Genomic DNA, 17,816 nt, shown 5'->3' on the forward strand with positions numbered 1-17,816 from the left:
TCCTCACCTCCGCTGCTCATTCGTTCAGGAGTCTCAGATGGCGAGCAGCCGCGAAATTAAACGGCGCATCCGCTCGGTGAAGAATGTGGGCCAGATTACGCGGGCCATGGAGATGGTCGCGGCCTCAAAGATGCGCCGGGCACAGCGTAATGTTATGGCAACCCGTCCCTATGCCGATAGCATGCGAAATCTGATCGGCGAGCTCTCCAATCGCTCGATTGGGATGGGACGCAAGGGTACGATGTTGGAGGTCAAGCCCGATACGGGCAAGGTGGCCCTGATTGTGGTCACGCCTGACCGTGGTCTGGCTGGTAGCCTCAGTTCCAATATTTTCCGTCGCGTTGGGCGCTTTATTATCGAGCAGCAGCAGTTGGGCCGCACGGTTGATACCTATGCCTATGGGAAGAAGGGGCGTGATTTTCTTGCACGCACAGGCCAAAACTTGCAGGCTGAGGCGATTAAACTGGGCGATGCCCCAAAGCTTGAACAGATTTTGGGTGTGGCCACCGCTGCCCTGAGCCGTGTGCAGACGGGTGAGTATTGTGAAGTCTATTTGATCTATAGCGAGTTTGTAAATACGCTGGTGCAGCGCCCAAACCTCAAGAAGTTGGTACCCGTAGAAGCGCCTGAATCGAGTGGTGGTAGTCGCCTTGATTTTACCTACGAACCGAGTCAAGAGGAAATCCTGAGCGAATTGCTGCCGCGCTATGTTGAAACCCAAATCTACCAAGCTATTCTTGAGTCGATTGCGAGTTTCTACTCGGCCCAGATGGTAGCGATGCGTAATGCGACCAAGAGCGCCAAAGATCTGGTGCGCGATTTGACCCTGAGCTTCAATAAGGCCCGTCAGGCGGCGATCACCAAGGAGGTCAGTGAGATCTCCTCCGGTGCGGCTGCGCTGGCTGATGGATAGACGTGGAGAGCATGACGATGACGAACGGTAAGAAGGAACAGGGCACCGTGCTTGAGATTATCGGCGTGGTGGTGACCTGTCGCTTCCCAGGCCATATTCCTGAGATCTATAACGCCCTTGAGATTCCGCTTGAAGAGGGCGATCCGCTGGTCTGTGAGGTGCAGCAGCAGCTTGGTGATGGTATGGTCAAGGCGGTCGCTATGGGTTCTACCGATGGCTTGCAGCGCGGTGTGCCGGTCTATGATACCGGTATGCCCATTGCAGTGCCCGTTGGCCCCAAAACCCTCGGACGGGTCTTTAGTGTCCTTGGTACCCCGATTGACGGCGAAGCCCCAGTGGATGCTTCGGTCGAGCGTCGCCCGATCCATCGCCTCCCGCCCTCCTTTGAGGAGCAGAGCACTGAGGCGCAGGTCTTTGAGACCGGCATCAAGGTGATTGATTTGGTTGCCCCCTTTACCCGTGGTGGTAAGACCGCTATCTTCGGTGGTGCCGGGGTGGGTAAGACGGTGGTGATCCAGGAGTTGATTGCGAATATCGCCAAAGAGCAGTCGGGCTACTCCGTCTTTGCAGGCGTGGGTGAGCGCTCGCGTGAGGGTAATGACCTGATCGCTGAAATGCGCGATTCACGCATTGACGACACCTCGACCGTCTTCGATAAGACCGTTATGGTCTTTGGGCAGATGAATGAGCCGCCCGGTGCCCGTCTGCGCGTGGGCTTGACCGCCCTCACCATGGCGGAATATTTCCGCGATGAGGGGCGCGACATCCTGCTCTTTGTAGATAATATCTTCCGCTTTGTGCAGGCCGGCTCTGAGGTCTCCTCGCTGCTTGGGCGTATGCCCTCTCAGGTGGGCTACCAGCCTACCCTGAGCACTGAGATGGGTGAGTTGCAAGAGCGCATCACCTCGACCAAGAAGGGTTCGATTACCTCGATGCAGGCGGTCTATGTGCCCGCCGACGACTATACCGACCCAGCGCCAGCCACGGTGTTTGCCCACCTCGATGCGACCATCTCGCTTGAGCGTAGTATCGCCGAGCGTGCGATCTTCCCGGCGGTGGATCCCCTGGCCTCAACGAGCCGCATTCTTGATCCCAATGTGGTTGGTGATGAACACTACCTCGTAGCCCAGGATGTCAAGCGGGTGCTCCAGCGCTATAAAGATCTCAAGGATATTATTGCCATCCTTGGTATGGAAGAGTTGGGCGACGAAGACAAGCTGACGGTCTCGCGGGCACGCAAAATCGAACTCTTCTTCTCGCAGCCCTTCACCGTGGCCCAGCAGTTCACAGGCCGTCCTGGTAAGTATGTGCCCGTGAAGAAGACGGTCGAGAGCTTCAAGCGTGTGCTTGAGGGTGAGGGCGACCATATTCCCGAATCCTACTTCTACATGCAGGGTGACTTCGACGAGGTATTGGCTGCCTTTGCTGAGAGCCAGAAGGCGTAGCGCAAGCCGGTTACGCAACCAGAGAGAGACAACGTCTATGCCAATCCATCTAAAGATCGTCACGGCTGAGCGCGAAGTCTTTGCCGATGATGTGGATATGGTCAGTGCGCCAACCCGCGAAGGGCGGGTTGGCATCCTGCCGCGCCACGCGCCCCTGCTCTCAATCCTCACCTCCGGTGAATTGGGCATTGTCAAAGGTGGCGAGCGCACGCCCTTTGCCGTATCTGGCGGCTTTATGCAGGTGTTACCGACCAACATCATCATTCTGGCCGACACGGTCGAGCGCGCCGATGAGATTGACGAGTCGCGCGCAGAGACCGCTGTGCGCCTCGCTGAAGAGCAGCGCGCCTCCGCTAAATCTGAGCAGGACATGGCTCTAGCCGAAGCAAAATTACGTAAAGAGATGGTTCGCCTCCAGGTCGCCCGCATCAAAGAGGCGGGGCGGCGCCAGGGGCGATCTTAGGGAAGAACGGTAGAGCGGTAGAACGGTAGAGCGGTAGAACAGAGTTGGTGTTGCCCCCTTGATCCTTTGGATCAGGGGGGTTTTGTTAAGAGGCTGTCTGAAAATTCTATGGGTTGGCGTTGGAGTGCCGGCTTCAGCCGGCTAAAGCCCTGAAGCCGTTCGGCTGATTCCCGCATGGATCGGCGGTTGGCGTTGGAGTGCCGGCTTTAGCCGGCTAAAGCCGGCACTCCAACTTACGCCACGTCGTGTGCAACGACATGAAATCCCTTTTCAGACAGCTTCTGAGATAGCTCTGGGGCTACGCCGCCCCAACCCCAAAGCTACCAGCCTACCTGCACATGGAAAAGCAGAGATCCGCTATAATACCAACTGTTTTGCCTGTTCGGGATGGTTTCGCCTTGCGGCGAACTGCTGTCTGACGGGAGGTGCGAAGGGCTAGGCTCGCCGCATCCCCCCGAACCATTCCTTCGCAATACGAGGCTTGGTGAACATCCTGTAGGGGTTGGCACTGAGCTTTGAGATCAGGGGTAATTATGGCCCGCAAGATCGGGATTGACCTGGGCACAGCCAATGTGCTGGTCTATGTGCGGGGGCGCGGCATTGTGCTGGCGGAGCCCTCGGTGGTTGCGTTGAGTAAGCGTGATGGGCGTGTGCGGGCCGTAGGGGCCGAGGCACTGGCGATGCTTGGGCGTGAGCCGGAGAGCATTGAGGTGGTACGCCCGATGCGGAATGGGGTAATTGCTGATTACGTCGTCACTGAGGCGATGTTGACCTATTTCATCAATCGGTCGGCTGGGCGTTTTCGTGTCGCCCGCCCTGAGGTGATGATCTGTATTCCTGCTGGGGTGACGAGTGTAGAGATGCGTGCTGTGCGCCGTGCGGCCCTTGAGGCGGGGGCCGGGCGGGCCTATCTGATCCGCGAGCCGCTCGCTGCCGCAATTGGGGCCAATATTCCGGTGGCCCAGCCTTCGGGCAATCTGATCATTGATATTGGCGGCGGTACTACCGAAGTGGCCGTCATCTCGCTCAATGATATTGTGGTCAGTACCTCGGTGCGGGTTGGGGGCCATCGCTTCGATGAGGCGATAGCGGCCTACATCAAGCGTAAGTACAACATGTTGATCGGTGAGCGCACCGCCGAGAGTGTAAAGATCGAGATTGGTTCGGCCTTGACGCTGGAGCGCCCGCTTACAACCCAAGTGCGTGGGCGTGACCAAGTGGCGGGGTTGCCGCGTACCATCGAAGTGGACTCCAACGAGATTACTGAGGCGATCCAAGAGCCGCTTGAGGCGATTGTGACTGCGGTGCGCGCTGTGCTGGTCGAGACGCCCCCCGAACTCTCTTCCGACATCATTGATAAGGGCATGGTGATGACGGGCGGCGGTGCGATGCTGCGTCGGATCAACGAATTGCTCACTGAGGTAACCGGGGTGCCCTGCTATGTGGCCGATCAGCCCGCCTCTTGTGTTGCGATTGGGACTGGTTTGGCGCTCGAGAACCTAGAGATCTTGCGCGATAGCCTGTCGGGTGATGATCTCAACTAGGGATGTGAGAGGCTGTCTGAAAAGGGTGTTAGTGCCGTTCCACATGACGCGGCACGCGGTGGAGTGCCGGCTTTAGCCGGCTGAAGCCGGCACTCCATCGCCAGCCCACCGACTTTGGAGGAGCTACCCATGCGCCAGAAGCTCAACCCACCACGCACTGGTCTTGTCCTTGAAATTGGCAGTGGTGATAATCCCAATCCACGTTCAGATGTGCTGGTGGATCGCTTCTTAGGGAGCGATAACCGTGAACGGGGGGGCGACCTAGTGGTTGATCGGCCTTTTGTCGTGGCCGACGCACACCATTTGCCCTTCCGTGAGCAGGTGTTTGCCTATGCCATCTGCTCGCACATTCTTGAACATATGGATGATCCAGTGAAGTTTGCGCGTGAATTGGAGCGCACATGTGCGGCTGGCTACATCCAAAGCCCTTCGGAGGTGGCGGAACGGCTCTTCCACTGGTCATTCCATCGCTGGTATGTCAATCTGGTGGGTGATACGCTGGTGCTCCACCCGAAAGAGCCAGAGGAGCCATTTGGCGAACTCTTCGATTATCTCTATGAGTACAATCCGGCCTACTATTTTTTTCAGCGTAGTATGCCTGAACTCTTTTGGGTTGAGCGGGAGTGGTGTCGTGGCACGTTATGGGTAGAGGTGCGCGACCGTTCGCCCTTGGGATTGAGTGATCCGGCGGCATTACGCGAACTGGTACGCCCACAGCAAGGCCCACTGACGCTGATTGGGCTCTTCCTCTTCGCGCTCTTTGGCCGGGCGCTACGCACCGAGGCGCGCAAGCGCCTGCGGCGGCTCTTTGGGCGTAGTTATTTTTAGAGGAACAGAGGGAAGAACAGAAGAACGAAGGAACAGAGGAACAGCATGGATCTGTCAAGTTCTGTTCTTCCGTTCCTCTGTTCTCTGTTCTCTGTTCTTCCGTTCCTCTGTTCTCCTTCCCCTACTCACCCTCAAGAATCTCAGCGACCAGATTCGGCGGAAGCACCGGCGGATTGAACTGATCGTGCTGATGGAGCAGATCATGGCGGAGTTGCGCCATCTCAACGAGGTGGCTGCGCTCGTGTTCGATTACCCAATTGCCTTGGTGGGTGAGGGGCACAATGCCAAAGATGGGATGGTTGCCGGTGCGCCGCCAAGCGGCAGCGGTGAGGCCCCGTAGGAGATCGAGGGTCTGTTGGCGGCTGTTTTGGAAATGCTCAAAGAGATCGGCCAGGGGGTGGGTGCGATAGACCTCCGCTTTGGCTAGTTTGGGTGGATGGGCGGCTGGCAGGCGTGGTTCATCAAGTTCGAGAATGAGCCATGCGCGTTCACGGAAGACCTCATCGGTATCGGCGAGGTGGCCAATCAGTTCTTTGATCGAATAGCCCCCAACGGCGCGCACTGCAAGCAGTTCTTCGTCAATGTCGCTCATCAGCGCATGGATCGTAGTGATGGATTGTTCGAGGCGGCGCATGATGGATGTGGGGCCAAGGTTGCCCATTGCTTCAGCGGCACGAAAGCTCTGAAAGCCCTCGCGGACAGTGCCACAGATGGCACAGGCGTCGGTTGGACCCTCCATCAGTTCACCACAGCCACCACAGACAAAGAGATCGTCTAGTTCACTGGCGAGCAGATCGCGGCCTTCGGCGAGGGCGCGGGCCGCACGGTTGAGCAGATCGCGTGAAATGGCACCCGTACCAGTGACTGGCCCGGTTGCGACGCTTTCCGGTTCAAGGCCAGCCAAGGCACGGGCGACATTATCAGAGGTTTTACCTACTTCACCAAGGGCGCGGAAGGCCAATTCAGCGCGGATACGCTTCACGCTACTAGCAGCAGCCAGGAGGCGGGCAATATTAAACTTGCGCTCGCGGCGTGCTTGGAGCGCCCAAACATGGTAGGCCGTATAGCCTAGGCTCATACTACAGAGGAGCCGCCGGTACTCGTGTTCATCGAGTGACATAGGATCTACGTGCTGCTAAGGAAAGATTTCAGATGTTCGAGGATGCGTGAGGCGAAGAGGCGCGAGCTTCGCGTCCTCGCGTCCTCGCGTCCTCGTAAGCTGTAAAGTGCTTACAAACCTTCCCTAATGATCTTGGTGTTGCACCAACTCGGTGAGTACGCCTTGACCACCAGCCTTAGGGTGAATAAAGGCGATGAGTGTGTTGTGGATGCCGGGACGAGGCGTCTTATCAATCAGGGGCACGCCACGGGATTGTAGTTCAGCGAGCGCGGCAACGATATCATCAACGCGATAGGCAATATGATGCACGCCCGGCCCCTTGTCACGCAGGAATTTGGCAAAGGCGGCCTCTTCGGAAGTGGGGGCAATCAGTTCAATCAGCGTCTCGCCCAAGCGAGCCACCCCCACCGCCATGTGGCGATCAGGCAGACTGATGCGTTCCCATTCGGTGATCCCAAATGCTTGGGTGTAGAAGGCGATACCTGCTTCGACATCGTGAACCGCAAGCCCGATATGGTCAACATGGGTAAACATGAACCCTCCCTTGCCTATTGATTGCTCTGAGTGATACGACTATATTATAGCGTGTTTGGTTGCACATGGTAGCTTGATTTGTGCCGTTCTGGGGTTACGGTAACATTGACGCTCATCTCATGCTCTGGTACAATCTCCGCGTTTTGTGTCTGCAAGATGGTTTGTAACCAAGAGAAGGTTTCAGAAAAGCCGAAGGTTGCTTGCGAGGATGCGTGAGGCGAAGAGGCGAAGGCTTCGCGTCCTCGCATCCACGTATCCTCCCCCAAGGTATGCTATCGTCAGGCACAGCCTTGCCTTTATACTCTACAACGGTACTAAACTTATGCAACGTCCCCTTCTCTCGATCATTATGCCCTGCTACAACGAGGCAGAAACGCTCCCACAGATCCTCGAGCGGGTCTATGCGGTTAACTATGAGAAGGAGATCATCGCTGTTGATGACCACTCCTCTGATGAGACACTCCGGGTGCTGCGTGAAGAAGCTTTGCGTAATCCGCAATTGAAGGTGATCAGCCATCCAGTCAATCGTGGCAAAGGTGCTGCCGTACGCAGTGGCTTGGCCCATGCGCGTGGTGAGATCACGATCATTCAAGATGCCGATCTGGAGTATGATCCGAATGACTACTATGCCCTCGTTGAACCAATCGTCAAGAAACGGGTTGATGTGGTCTATGGCAGCCGTTTTATGGGCAGTCATACGGGCATGTATTTTTGGAATGCGCTAGGCAATAAGGGGCTGACCTTTCTGACCAACTTTCTCTTCAACTGCTGGATTTCGGATATGGAGACCTGTTACAAGGTGATGCGTACCGAGATCATTCGTAATCTCAGGCTCGAGAGCAACGATTTTCGGCTCGAGCCTGAGATTACCGCAAAGGTACTCAAGCGGGGCTATCGTATTCTTGAGGTACCGATCAGCTACATTGGGCGCACCTACGAAGAGGGGAAGAAGATGAAGCCCAGTCAAGGTTTTTATGCCATTTTAGCCCTCCTGCGCTATCGCTTGGCGGATTAGCTGGGTGCTTGGGGCGAGGCGGGGAGTACCCGCCTCTTTTTGTGTGAAAAGTAAACAAAAAAGCTGTCTGAAAAACTGGTGGGCACGCACTGGAGTGCCGGCTTTAGCCGGCTAAAGCCGGCACTCCAGCACGTACCCACGAGCTTTTCAGACAGCCTCTAAGGAGAAATTGCGCTGTGCGAGTGGCAATGATCAGTGTGCATAGTAGTCCTCTGGCCACATTGGGGGGTAAAGAGGCGGGAGGGATGAATGTCTATGTGCGTGAATTGGCGCGTGAGTTGGGGGGCCGTGGCATTCCGGTAGACATTTTTACGCGAACGCAACAACGCTCGTTGCCGACAATTCAGCCCATTGCTTGTGGGGTGCGGGTGATCAACTTGCATGCGGGGCCGGCTGCACCGTATGATAAAAATTGGATCTTGACTTATCTACCAGAATTTGTGAATCGTGTGCGCTGTTTTGCTGATGGTGAAGATATTGCCTACGATGTCATTCACAGCCATTACTGGCTTTCGGGTGAGGCGGCGCTGCGTTTGCGGCGTAGTTGGGATACGCCAGTAGTGCATATGTTCCATACGCTGGGCGCGATGAAGAATAGTGTGGCTCGTTCCAAAGAGGAGACGGAGAGCAGTGTGCGGATTGCGCTGGAGCGGCGTTTGATGCACGAAGTGGATGCAGTTGTAGCGGCTACACCCCTCGACCGGGCGCAGATGGTGTGGAATTATGGCGCAGATGCGGAGTGGATTCGGGTGATCCCGTGTGGGGTTGATCTCAATCGTTTCCAGCCTATGGATCAGGCGCTTGCGCGGGCACGCTTGGACTTGCCTACAAATGAGCGGCTCTTGCTCTGTGTGGGCCGTATGGAGCCGCTGAAGGGCATGGATGCGCTCATTCGGGCGCTGGCGCTCCTGCAAGCCAATGAGCAACCGTGGGCCGCGCAACTCAAGGTACTGTTGGTGGGTGGTGAGCCAGAAGATCGGCCCCACGCTTGGAATAGTGAGCAGCGACGGCTTGATGCACTCCGCCGTGAGTTGGGGGTGGCGGAACGGGTGCGCTTTGTTGGCGCACAAGGTCAGGATCTATTGCCTGCCTACTTTGCTGCTGCTGCTGTGGTTGCGGTGCCCTCACACTATGAGTCGTTTGGGATGGTTGCCTTGGAAGCGATGGCCGCTGGTGCGGCAGTCGTCGCCTCAAAAGCAGGTGGGCTGGCGCTGACGATTGAGGATGGTCGTAGTGGTCTGCTCTTTCCGGTTGATGATCATCAGGCACTGGCGCATCTGCTGGCGCATCTGCTCGATCATCCAGATGAAGCGGCACGGCTACGGGATGCAGCGCGGGCTCGTGCGGCGGAGTTTGGCTGGGGGACGATTGCGCGCCGGATCAGTGGGCTCTATGCAGAGCAGATTGATCTACGGCGAGCAGCGCGGACGGCGCGGCGTCCGACCGCTCAGGTCTCTTGAGATGCCTCGGTTCAATGCTGTAGGCACGCTCATCCTGATGTGTGCGGTCTATTTCGCGGCTGGTTTGGCGCTTGCCGCGATTGGGCCCAACATGACCGCGTTGGCGCTGAATATTGCCCAAGATGTGGCCCTGGTGGGCAGTATTTTTACGTCCTTCTCAATTGGGACGGTCATTGTCCAGTTGTTTGCCCCGCACCTGAGTAGTCGCTATGGTCAGCGTACCCTGCTGGCGCTGGGGGCATGTTGTATGGGCAGCGGCATTCTGGGCGAGAGCCTGAGTCGCAGTCTGATCAGCCTGTTGAGTTTTGCGCTGCTAGGGGGTGTCGGCTTTGGGGCGATCTTGGCGGCGGGGAGTGTCCTCATTCCGCGCCTCTTTGGGCCGCGTGGTGCTTCTGCCCTGAATTTGGTCAACCTCTTCTTTGGCGTAGGATCAATCATTGGCCCCCTGATCGCGGGTTGGAGCCAAGCACGAGGCGGATCGTCGCTGCTGGCGCTGTGGGTTGGTGCCGGGCTGTTGCTGCTCTTGTTGCCGCTGATTAGCCGCGCAGCCGAGACTGCGTCGGGCGGGAATACGGTACCAATGGGTAGTGCTACCCCACCCTGGAGCTTGGTGGTGTTGCTAGGCTTGATGCTGTTGGTCTATAGTGGCACCGAGATCGCCATCGGCGGCTGGGCGGCGGTCTATTTGGAGCGTGGCGCAGCTATGACACCTGAGCATGCAGCCTTTGCGCTCTCGGGGTTTTGGTTGGCCCTGACGCTGGGGCGAGGCTTGGGGGCGCTCTTGGGTTTGCGTTTGAGTGCGCTGAAACTCTTGGGGATGGCAGGCACCCTGCTGCTCAGCGGGGCAATACTTTTTGCGTTGAGCATTGGCGATGCGCCACGTTCCGTTTTTGCCTTGCTGATCATCGGCTTGGCGGGGGGGCCAATCTTCCCGACCATTATGGCTCTGGTTGCGTCGGTGACGAAGGGGCGGGGAGCGGCAACCTCACTAGCCTTAGGGATTGGCAACTGGGGTGGGGCGTTGATCCCACCGGCCATGGGCATCGTACTGAGCGAATGGGGCCCGCCAGCGGGCGCTCAGATGGTCTTAGGCTTGAGCCTGGGGGTTAGTCTGTTACTAGGGCTAGTCGTGTGGCGTACTTTACGTTAAGCCTTGCGGCGGGGATTGGGGCAAGCCCCAACCTCCATTTTGTTCCGTGTTGGCGGCTTCGCCGCCAACACGGAACAAAATGGAGGTTTTTTGGCGAGGCTTCGCCAACATAGGCAAGGCTGTGGCTTGCTTAAGTTGTCTATATGCAACGAAAGGGGCAGAGGTTTAAGCAAGGCTAAAGGGCTAGATACGCCTATTTTACGCTTTGCGGTGCAGAAATTGGGCACAACATCATTGCTTGACAACGATATTGTGGCGTATTATACTTTCCGTGAGCGTTGCATCTTTTTGCCTTCTTGCAACAAAGCCCCTAGTATGTCCCCTGACGAGGGTCAGATAGTCCCGTCCGCCGAGTCGTCTGGAAAGGGAGCCCGCTATGAGCGGTACCAAAGCAAAGGATCCGCGTTTCCCCGATTTTGGCTTCACTGTCGTTGATGGGGCACGCGCAACGCGTGTGCCTGGGGGTCGCACCATTGAGGAGATGGAGCCGGAGTACAAGATCAAAGGTCGCACCACGTTTAGTTCTCTGTTCAAGTATGATCCCTTCGATTTCTGGGTCGGCCCCTTCTATGTCGGTTTTTGGGGCTTTGTGTCGGTGTTAGGCATCATTTTCGGCGTCTATTTCTACCTCTACGCAACAGTTGTACGTGGGCCCTATTCGCTCGCTCAGAACTTCTTTGCCGGACGGATCGACCCCCCGCCCGCCGAGGTCGGATTAGCCTTGGTTGGTTCGGGGCAGCCAGGTTTTCTCTGGCAGATGACGGTACTCTTTGCCACGATTGCCTTTTTTGGCTGGTTTATGCGCCAGGTTGACATTAGCATGAAGCTGAACATGGGCTACCACATTGCGGTTGCCTATGGGGTTGTCTTCTCGGCATGGTGTACGCTCCAAATTATTCGTCCCATCGCTATGGGCATGTGGCACGAAGGTTTTGTCTTGGGCGTGATGCCACACTTGGACTGGGTGTCTAACTTTGGCTATCGCTACAACAATTTCTTCTACAATCCCTTCCACGCCATTGGCATCTGCGGTCTCTTTGGTTCGACATGGTTGCTGGCCTGCCACGGTTCGCTGATCCTGAGTGCAGCACAGTACCGTGGGCCTGAAGGTGGCGACATCGAGAATATCTTCTTCCGCGATGCCATCATCTACTCGATTGGCGAATCGGGCATCCATCGCCTCGGTTTCGTCTTCGCGTGTGGTGGGGTGCTCTCGGCCAACCTCTGCATCCTCTTGTCGGGTTGGGTCGTAAATGACTGGGTGAGTTTCTGGAACTTCTGGAATACGCTACCTTGGTGGAGCGGAGTGTAGACGATTGGTTTAGGATGTGGTGAGGGGCAGTAGTTGCCCCTATGCCCCCTTCATCAAGTATGGAGCGAGCTTATGGCGACGATGAACCCGATCCCCACTGATCTTGAACTGGGGCCTGGAGCGAAGGGACGCATCGGTAAAGCGGTTGAGTTGCCGATCCTTGAGAACTTTGGCATGGATAGCCAGATTGGCCCGACCTACTTGGGCTTCTGGAATGTCTTTGCCTACATTACGGGTGGTCTCTTTACATTCATTTGGCTGGCCGTGATGGCTGCACAGGTCAATTGGAACCCGATTGCGTTTGCGAAGTATTTCTTCGTACTCCAGATTGATCCACCACCCTCTTTCTATGGCCTCTCCTTCCCGCCGTTGCAGCAGGGTGGCTGGTGGTTGATTACCACCTTCTTTTTGACCATCTCGATTCTTGCGTGGTTCATGTTCCTGCTTACGCGGGCGCGTACCTTGGGGATCAAGCCCTATTTGGCCTATGGCTTCACGGGTGCGATCATTCTCTACCTTGTGATCTACATCATTCGCCCGATGTGGATGGGTGACTGGTCGGAAGCGCCGCCCCACGGCCTCAAGGCGCTGCTCGACTGGACGAACAATGTGAGTGTGCGCTACGGAAACTTCTACTACAATCCGTTCCACATGCTCTCGATCTTCTTCCTGCTTGGTTCGACAGTGCTGCTGGCAATGCACGCCGGGACGATCTGGGCGCTTGAGAAGTATGCGGCCCACGAGGAGTGGGACGAGATGCAGGCACCTGGTACGGGTACCGAGCGCGCCCAACTCTTCTGGCGCTGGTGCATGGGCTTCAATGCGAATGCCTACTCGATCCACCTTTGGGCCTTCTGGTTCGCGTGGCTCTGTGGGGTCACTGGTGCGATAGGTATTTTCCTCTCGATGCCCGACTTTGTAAATAACTGGTATCAGTGGGGCATTGAGGCAGGGATTGTCTACCCTGAGTCGCGCCAGCCGGTACCATGAGCTAGTGGTGGGCTGTGAGGATGCGTGAGGCGAGGAGGCGCAAGCCCTCGCCTCCTTCGCTTTGAGGATGCGTGAGGCGAGGAGGCGAGGAGGCGCAAGCCCTCGCCTCCTTCGCTTTGAGGATGCGTGAGGCGAGGAGGCGAGGAGGCGCAAGCCCTCGCATCTTCGCATCTTCGCGTCTTGGCGTCTTGGCGTCTTGGCGTCCTCGCGTCCTCGCATCCTCGCGTCCTCGCGTCCTCGCGTCCTCGCGTCCTCGCGTCTTCGCGCCTTTGCGTCTTCGCCTCATGCACTCTGCAAGGGCCGATCAAGCATACGCGCAAACCCTTCGGCGGCTGGACGCAGGGCTTCAGGGTCGTTGGCGCTGTCAATGACCCAGATTTGATCATTGATGGTCAGTTCGAGGGCGACAATGGGGGTGATGCGGCGGAGTGGCCAGCCTACGGCGAGGGGGCGACGGCGCAGGCGCAGGCCGTTGATCTGGGCGAAGAAGATCCGCTGTTCGCGGGCACGTCCGATCTTGCTGTCTTGCCAGAAGGTGATGGTACCAGCATTGCGATCACAGGTGATGCGGTTGTGGGTGGTGAGGATTGCGTAGCCGCCAATGATGCGTTGGTAACCAAATCCGCCGATCAGTCCGGCAAGCACGGCGGCAATGGCCGCGACACCAAAACCTGCGCCAGCGATTGCACTTGCGATGCCGCTGATGGCAAGGCTGAGACCCAAGATTACCAGCGTTGTGCCAATGCCTATGGTGGTGAGCGCCATGGTTCGGTTGACCTCTGGGCGCGATGTGAGTTCGAGTTGTGCGCTATCTTGGGCTGTGACGGTGTAGTAGGGTTCAAGTCCTAAGCGCCGTCCGACGCGCTGCTGCTGGGTGGGTAGTTGGGTAGCTTCGCTCATAGATTCCGCCAATTCTTGTTGAACATGCCGCATGCTCAATGACAACCTAGCACATTGGGACGCCATGTTCGGCTTTCAGCTATCGGCTATCGGCTATCGCATTAGGTGTTCCTTTGCAACCAGCCGACCCTTGGAGGCAAGGGGCTGGTCAAGGTTAGGGTTGCGCCGGTGATGGGATGCTTGAGGCTTAGTTCGGCGGCATGCAGGAGGTGGCCGCTGAGGGGTTGCCCTTGATAGTGGTCGGGGCCACCATAGCGCGTATCGCCCAGCAGTGGTAGTCCAAGGCTTGCCATATGCAAGCGGATCTGATGGGTGCGCCCAGTGTGGGGATAGGCACACACGAGGGCACTCTGGGTGAACTGGGCCTTGACACTGAAGCTTGTATGGGCCAAGCGCACCCGTCCGCCGCATTGGGGCAATTGGTGACCTACCTCTTCTAACGGATAGATGCGCCAGCGTCCGTGGGCCGAGCGCCCATGGCCGGTACGCAACTCATAGGCTTGCCAAGGAGGCAGGCCAGCACAGTGGCAGCGGTAGCGCTTATAGACCTGCTGCTGGCTAAAGGCGGCTTGCAGCGGCCCATTTGCGGCGGGATGCTTGCTTAGGAGCAGCAGACCAGTGGTATCACGGTCGAGCCGGTGGGCAAGATGGAGTGGTGGGGCAACCCCGTCGCGGACACTGAGGAAGCGGTGCAGTGCAGCCACAATGGTGCCGTAGGTATCCCACGGCACCGCATTGACATACCAACCCGCAGGTTTATGCAGCACCAGCAGCCATTCATCTTCAAAAGCCAGATGGTTGGCGTTTAGTTCAACGTGATCGTAACCCTGCTCAGGCGGAAAGCGCAGCACAAGGGTGGTATGGGCGTTTAGGATGTGCTGGGGATCGGTGAGACGGCGGTTATCGAGCCAAGCGCCGCCGCGTTCAGCCGCCAAGCGGCCCCGCTCGCCCGCTAGGTTGTAGGCAAGCTCAACGAGAGGGACGCCGTTATGTTGGGCGGGCACAAGATAGGTGAGGTGCGGGAAGGAGGAGGACACAGCAGACTCCATGAATCAACAAAGCCCACGTGAACGTGAGCTTTGCTGCCGCCTTGTGGCGGGCCCGACGGGGTTCGAACCCGCGATCTCAGCCTTGACAGGGCTGCATGTTAACCGCTACACCACGGGCCCGTGATGCTCATTTGGTGACCCCAGCGGGATTCGAACCCGCGATCTCCACCTTGAGAGGGTGGCGTCCTAGGCCGCTAGACGATGGGGCCACGTCCTCAACTCGCTGAGGATTATAGCATAGGTTTTAGGATGATGCAAATTTTGTTGCGCTGGCAATTGCGACGCCTTGTTCGGCAATCTACAATCTACAATCTACAATCTGCAATCGCATCAAGGCCAATATCAAGCGCCCGGGCGCTGTGGGTGAGCGCTCCGATGCTGATATAGTCTACGCCGCTTGTGGCGATGGCGTGGATATTGTCTAGGGTGATACCGCCACTGGCTTCGCAGCGGGCACGTCCGGCAATTGCAACGACAGCTTCGCGCAGTTGTGCGGGGTGCATATTGTCGAGCAGGATCATATCGGCACCAGCGGCGGCAGCTTGGGCGGCGGCGGCAGCACTCTCGACTTCGACTTCGATGCAGACCATTGGGCCGACGCGGGTGCGTAGGTCTTGAATGGCGCTAGTCAGGTCAATGCCCTGTTGGGACAAGATGGCGAGATGGTTATCTTTGAGCATCACGCCGTCGTAGAGCCCAAAGCGATGGTTGGTGGCCCCGCCCATGCGCACGGCATACTTTTCGAGTACCCGCAGGCCGGGGGTGGTCTTGCGCGTATCGAGGATGCGAGCGGGGGTAGCTGCGACAGCAGCGACATAGTTGGCGGCAAGGGTGGCGATGCCGCTGAGTCGTTGGAAGAGGTTGAGGGCTACCCGTTCACCAGTGAGGATGCCACGGGCTGGGCCTGCCACTGTAGCAACCGTTTGGCCCGCTGTGGCCTTGCTACCCTCAGCGATGGTGCGCGTGACAACGAGGTTTGCAGCGAGGGCCGCGAAGACGGCCTCTACCAGAGGCAACCCGCACACCACTCCTGGCTCGCGGAAGACAAACTGGGCTTCAGCCTGGGCCGTAGACGGAATGGCATTGAGCGTCGTGAGGTCGCCAGTCCCAATATCTTCAGCGAGCGCTTGGCTAACGATGGTTTTGATCAGGTCTGGTGGCAGTTCATGCATGAATTTATCCGGGGATGGTGCTTTGTTGTTCCGTGTTGGCGGCGAAGCCGCCAACACGGAACAACAAGCGGGGTTTGGGGCGTAGCCCCATCCTTTCCTAAGAAGCTGTCTGAAAAGCCTGAGGACACACGTTGGAGTGCCGGCTTTAGCCGGCACTCCAGTGCCAGCCCATAGACTTTTCAGACAGCCTCTAAACTCTAATCAGCGGCGTGGGCTAGCGTTGGGTCGGGGTGTAGCAGATGAACACGGGAAGCTTTGCGTCCGTTGCGAAGGATGCTGTGCTGCTGCCAATGGGTATGGGCTTGGGGGAAGTCGCTACGAAAGTGGCCCCCGCGGCTCTCTTGGCGGTAGAGGGCGGCAGTGAGGATCATACGGGCCACAAGGGTTGCATTGGCGGCAGTCAGGTACTCAGGATGTTCGGGGCTTGCTTGCAGCGGCCATGGACTTAATGTTTCGCTACCTGCGCGTAGATTAGCACCGTCGCGGAGTGGGCCAGCAGCGTGGTGCATGAGGGCAGCGAGTTGTTCTCGCCAGGCGGTGGGCGGCTGCAAGCTTGGATGCGGGGCGCTGGTGCTGTGTAGCTTTGGTTTAGGCAGTGCCTGGGTTGTATGCAAGGCCGCAAGGCCAGCCCGCCGTCCAAAGACGAGACATTCGAGCAGCGAGTTGGATGCGAGGCGATTGGCGCCATGCACGCCGGTGCATGCCGCTTCGCCGGCAGCAAAGAGGCCGGGCAGATTGGTGGCTCCGTCAAGATTGGTGCGGATGCCGCCCATGAGGTAGTGAGCTGCAGGGGCGACCGGAATGGGCTTCGTGGCAGGATCAAGCCCTTCGCTGCGCAGACGGGCGCAAATGGTAGGGAAGTGGGCTTCGATCACAGTGCGAGGCAGGTGGGTCAGATCAAGGAGAACGTGGTCGCTCGCCGCACGACTCATTGCCGCATAGATCCCGCGAGTCACAATGTCACGGGGGGCCAATTCGGCACGGGGATCATAGGCGGGCATAAAGCGTCCGCCTGCGGGTGTCCGCAAGATCGCACCTTCACCTCGGGTTGCTTCGCTGATTAGGAAGCCTGCGCCGCTCTGCGTCTGGTAGACGGTGGGATGAAACTGGATAAACTCCATATCGGCCACCTCGGCCCCAGCCCGATAGGCCATGGCAATCCCTTCACCGAGGGCGGTCGGCTGGTTGCTGGTGAGGCCATAGAGCGCACCTGCACCGCCACTGGCAATGATGGTGGCTTGGGCAAGCAGGTGATGCCACTGGCCATCGGGGGCGCGGGCGAGGAGCCCAATGATCTGTCCGTTGGCATCAAGCAGATCGGCTGCTTGCCAACCGGCCAGCAGGGTAATGCGTGGATGCGCTTGGGCAGCGGCGAGCAGCATGCCGGTGACAGCGAGACCAGTGGCATCACCAACATGCAGGATGCGGCGGGTCGCGTGGCCACCTTCCAAACCAAGGGCAAACTGGTCGTTGCCATGACGGGCGAAGGGAACCCCAGCGGCGGCCAATTCGCGCATGAGGGCCGGGGCGCTATAGGCCAGCGTCGTCACCGCAGCTTCATCGCAGAGCCCCGCGCCAGCGATGAGTGTATCGGCAATATGGGCCGCAGGAGTATCGGAGGGATCGAGGGCGGCTGCGATGCCACCTTGGGCCAGCGCAGAGTTGCTCGCAGGCAGATCGCCACGCGCCAAGACGAACACATCGGCAGACGCGGCGGCTGCCAAGGCTGCGCTCAAACCTGCCGCTCCAGCGCCCAATACCAGAATGGTGCTAGAGCGGGTGGTGACTGGTTGGGGTAAGGGATCGAGCGCGTAGCGTGGGGCATGGGGGGAAAGCATGGGGTGACTTTCTAGTTTACAGGGATGGTTTCAGAAGAGCGAAAGGTCACTTTACAATCTTGCGAGGATGCGCGAGGCGGAGA

At 58.0% G+C, this 17,816-nt stretch carries 16 protein-coding genes and 2 tRNA genes; 10 read left to right on the forward strand and 8 right to left on the reverse strand.

Annotation, left to right across the window (positions count from 1 at the left end; genetic code table 11):
• The first annotated feature begins 37 nt into the window (after nt 1-37).
• The 5 genes from CJ255_RS08645 (at nt 38) to CJ255_RS08665 (ending at nt 5,193) form a co-directional block, all read left to right on the forward strand.
• Entirely contained in the window at nt 38-913 is an 876-nt protein-coding gene (locus tag CJ255_RS08645; protein WP_097643703.1) for a F0F1 ATP synthase subunit gamma, read from the forward strand.
• A 17-nt stretch (nt 914-930) separates the two neighbouring features.
• Nucleotides 931-2,358, forward strand: coding sequence for a F0F1 ATP synthase subunit beta (gene atpD, locus CJ255_RS08650; protein WP_097643729.1), 1,428 nt, complete (start codon nt 931-933; stop codon nt 2,356-2,358).
• A 37-nt stretch (nt 2,359-2,395) separates the two neighbouring features.
• On the forward strand, nt 2,396-2,821 hold the full coding sequence (locus CJ255_RS08655) for a F0F1 ATP synthase subunit epsilon (RefSeq protein ID WP_097643704.1): 426 nt from the start codon (nt 2,396-2,398) through the stop codon (nt 2,819-2,821).
• 533 nt (nt 2,822-3,354) lie between these two features.
• Nucleotides 3,355-4,365 carry a rod shape-determining protein gene (locus CJ255_RS08660; protein ID WP_097643705.1) on the forward strand — a complete coding sequence of 337 codons (1,011 nt, stop codon included), beginning with the start codon at nt 3,355-3,357 and terminating at the stop codon, nt 4,363-4,365.
• A 129-nt stretch (nt 4,366-4,494) separates the two neighbouring features.
• On the forward strand, nt 4,495-5,193 hold the full coding sequence (locus tag CJ255_RS08665) for a class I SAM-dependent methyltransferase (RefSeq protein WP_097643706.1): 699 nt from the start codon (nt 4,495-4,497) through the stop codon (nt 5,191-5,193).
• Between the two features lie 121 nt (nt 5,194-5,314).
• Here CJ255_RS08665 and CJ255_RS08670 read toward each other — a convergent pair whose 3' ends face one another.
• Both CJ255_RS08670 and mce read right to left on the reverse strand, forming a co-directional pair.
• Nucleotides 5,315-6,313, reverse strand: coding sequence for a DinB family protein (locus CJ255_RS08670; protein WP_097643707.1), 999 nt, complete (start codon nt 6,311-6,313; stop codon nt 5,315-5,317).
• 123 nt (nt 6,314-6,436) lie between these two features.
• The gene (gene mce, locus CJ255_RS08675; protein ID WP_097643708.1) at nt 6,437-6,847 is read right to left on the reverse strand and encodes a methylmalonyl-CoA epimerase; all 411 of its coding nucleotides are present in this window, start codon (nt 6,845-6,847) and stop codon (nt 6,437-6,439) included.
• A 322-nt stretch (nt 6,848-7,169) separates the two neighbouring features.
• Between mce and CJ255_RS08680 the strand changes: the two genes are divergently transcribed.
• From CJ255_RS08680 to pufM, 5 genes are all read left to right on the forward strand, one after another.
• Complete coding sequence (locus tag CJ255_RS08680) at nt 7,170-7,862, forward strand: glycosyltransferase family 2 protein (protein ID WP_097643709.1); 693 nt, start codon at nt 7,170-7,172, stop codon at nt 7,860-7,862.
• A gap of 176 nt (nt 7,863-8,038) precedes the next feature.
• Nucleotides 8,039-9,322 (forward strand): glycosyltransferase, encoded by a 1,284-nt coding sequence (locus CJ255_RS08685; RefSeq protein WP_097643710.1) that lies wholly within the window; start codon nt 8,039-8,041, stop codon nt 9,320-9,322.
• Between the two features lies 1 nt (nt 9,323).
• Nucleotides 9,324-10,472, forward strand: a complete 1,149-nt coding sequence (locus CJ255_RS08690) for an MFS transporter (RefSeq protein WP_165774626.1) — start codon at nt 9,324-9,326, stop codon at nt 10,470-10,472.
• A 376-nt stretch (nt 10,473-10,848) separates the two neighbouring features.
• A complete protein-coding gene (locus tag CJ255_RS08695) occupies nt 10,849-11,784 on the forward strand; it encodes a photosynthetic reaction center family protein (protein ID WP_097643712.1) in 936 nt (311 codons plus the stop codon).
• A 72-nt stretch (nt 11,785-11,856) separates the two neighbouring features.
• Nucleotides 11,857-12,774: a photosynthetic reaction center subunit M gene (gene pufM / locus CJ255_RS08700; RefSeq protein ID WP_097643713.1), complete on the forward strand. Its 918-nt coding sequence runs from the start codon at nt 11,857-11,859 to the stop codon at nt 12,772-12,774.
• Between the two features lie 282 nt (nt 12,775-13,056).
• Here pufM and CJ255_RS23470 read toward each other — a convergent pair whose 3' ends face one another.
• From CJ255_RS23470 to nadB, 6 genes are all read right to left on the reverse strand, one after another.
• A complete protein-coding gene (locus CJ255_RS23470; RefSeq protein ID WP_097643714.1) occupies nt 13,057-13,674 on the reverse strand; it encodes a hypothetical protein in 618 nt (205 codons plus the stop codon).
• A 101-nt stretch (nt 13,675-13,775) separates the two neighbouring features.
• Nucleotides 13,776-14,711, reverse strand: coding sequence for an RluA family pseudouridine synthase (locus CJ255_RS08710; RefSeq protein WP_245863274.1), 936 nt, complete (start codon nt 14,709-14,711; stop codon nt 13,776-13,778).
• Nucleotides 14,712-14,767: 56 nt separating this feature from the next.
• Nucleotides 14,768-14,843, reverse strand: a tRNA-Asp gene (locus CJ255_RS08715).
• A gap of 12 nt (nt 14,844-14,855) precedes the next feature.
• Nucleotides 14,856-14,932 (reverse strand) — tRNA-Glu (locus tag CJ255_RS08720).
• A 96-nt stretch (nt 14,933-15,028) separates the two neighbouring features.
• Nucleotides 15,029-15,895 carry a carboxylating nicotinate-nucleotide diphosphorylase gene (gene nadC / locus CJ255_RS08725; protein ID WP_097643716.1) on the reverse strand — a complete coding sequence of 289 codons (867 nt, stop codon included), beginning with the start codon at nt 15,893-15,895 and terminating at the stop codon, nt 15,029-15,031.
• 197 nt (nt 15,896-16,092) lie between these two features.
• Nucleotides 16,093-17,733, reverse strand: a complete 1,641-nt coding sequence (gene nadB, locus CJ255_RS08730) for an L-aspartate oxidase (RefSeq protein WP_097643717.1) — start codon at nt 17,731-17,733, stop codon at nt 16,093-16,095.
• Nucleotides 17,734-17,816 lie beyond the last annotated feature (83 nt).

Source organism: Candidatus Viridilinea mediisalina (assembly GCF_002532535.1).
GTDB classification, from domain to species: Bacteria; Chloroflexota; Chloroflexia; order Chloroflexales; family Chloroflexaceae; genus Viridilinea; species Viridilinea mediisalina.

What these genes read in the sequence shown, in the direction of transcription:
- CJ255_RS08645 (WP_097643703.1), top strand. Translation starts at nt 38, where the DNA reads ATGGCGAGCAGCCGCGAAATTAAACGGCGCATCCGCTCGGTGAAGAAT.
- atpD (WP_097643729.1), top strand. Translation starts at nt 931, where the DNA reads ATGACGAACGGTAAGAAGGAACAGGGCACCGTGCTTGAGATTATCGGC.
- CJ255_RS08655 (WP_097643704.1), top strand. Translation starts at nt 2,396, where the DNA reads ATGCCAATCCATCTAAAGATCGTCACGGCTGAGCGCGAAGTCTTTGCC.
- CJ255_RS08660 (WP_097643705.1), top strand. Translation starts at nt 3,355, where the DNA reads ATGGCCCGCAAGATCGGGATTGACCTGGGCACAGCCAATGTGCTGGTC.
- CJ255_RS08665 (WP_097643706.1), top strand. Translation starts at nt 4,495, where the DNA reads ATGCGCCAGAAGCTCAACCCACCACGCACTGGTCTTGTCCTTGAAATT.
- CJ255_RS08670 (WP_097643707.1), bottom strand. Translation starts at nt 6,313, where the DNA reads ATGTCACTCGATGAACACGAGTACCGGCGGCTCCTCTGTAGTATGAGC.
- mce (WP_097643708.1), bottom strand. Translation starts at nt 6,847, where the DNA reads ATGTTTACCCATGTTGACCATATCGGGCTTGCGGTTCACGATGTCGAA.
- CJ255_RS08680 (WP_097643709.1), top strand. Translation starts at nt 7,170, where the DNA reads ATGCAACGTCCCCTTCTCTCGATCATTATGCCCTGCTACAACGAGGCA.
- CJ255_RS08690 (WP_165774626.1), top strand. Translation starts at nt 9,324, where the DNA reads ATGCCTCGGTTCAATGCTGTAGGCACGCTCATCCTGATGTGTGCGGTC.
- CJ255_RS08695 (WP_097643712.1), top strand. Translation starts at nt 10,849, where the DNA reads ATGAGCGGTACCAAAGCAAAGGATCCGCGTTTCCCCGATTTTGGCTTC.
- pufM (WP_097643713.1), top strand. Translation starts at nt 11,857, where the DNA reads ATGGCGACGATGAACCCGATCCCCACTGATCTTGAACTGGGGCCTGGA.
- CJ255_RS23470 (WP_097643714.1), bottom strand. Translation starts at nt 13,674, where the DNA reads ATGAGCGAAGCTACCCAACTACCCACCCAGCAGCAGCGCGTCGGACGG.
- nadC (WP_097643716.1), bottom strand. Translation starts at nt 15,895, where the DNA reads ATGCATGAACTGCCACCAGACCTGATCAAAACCATCGTTAGCCAAGCG.
- nadB (WP_097643717.1), bottom strand. Translation starts at nt 17,733, where the DNA reads ATGCTTTCCCCCCATGCCCCACGCTACGCGCTCGATCCCTTACCCCAA.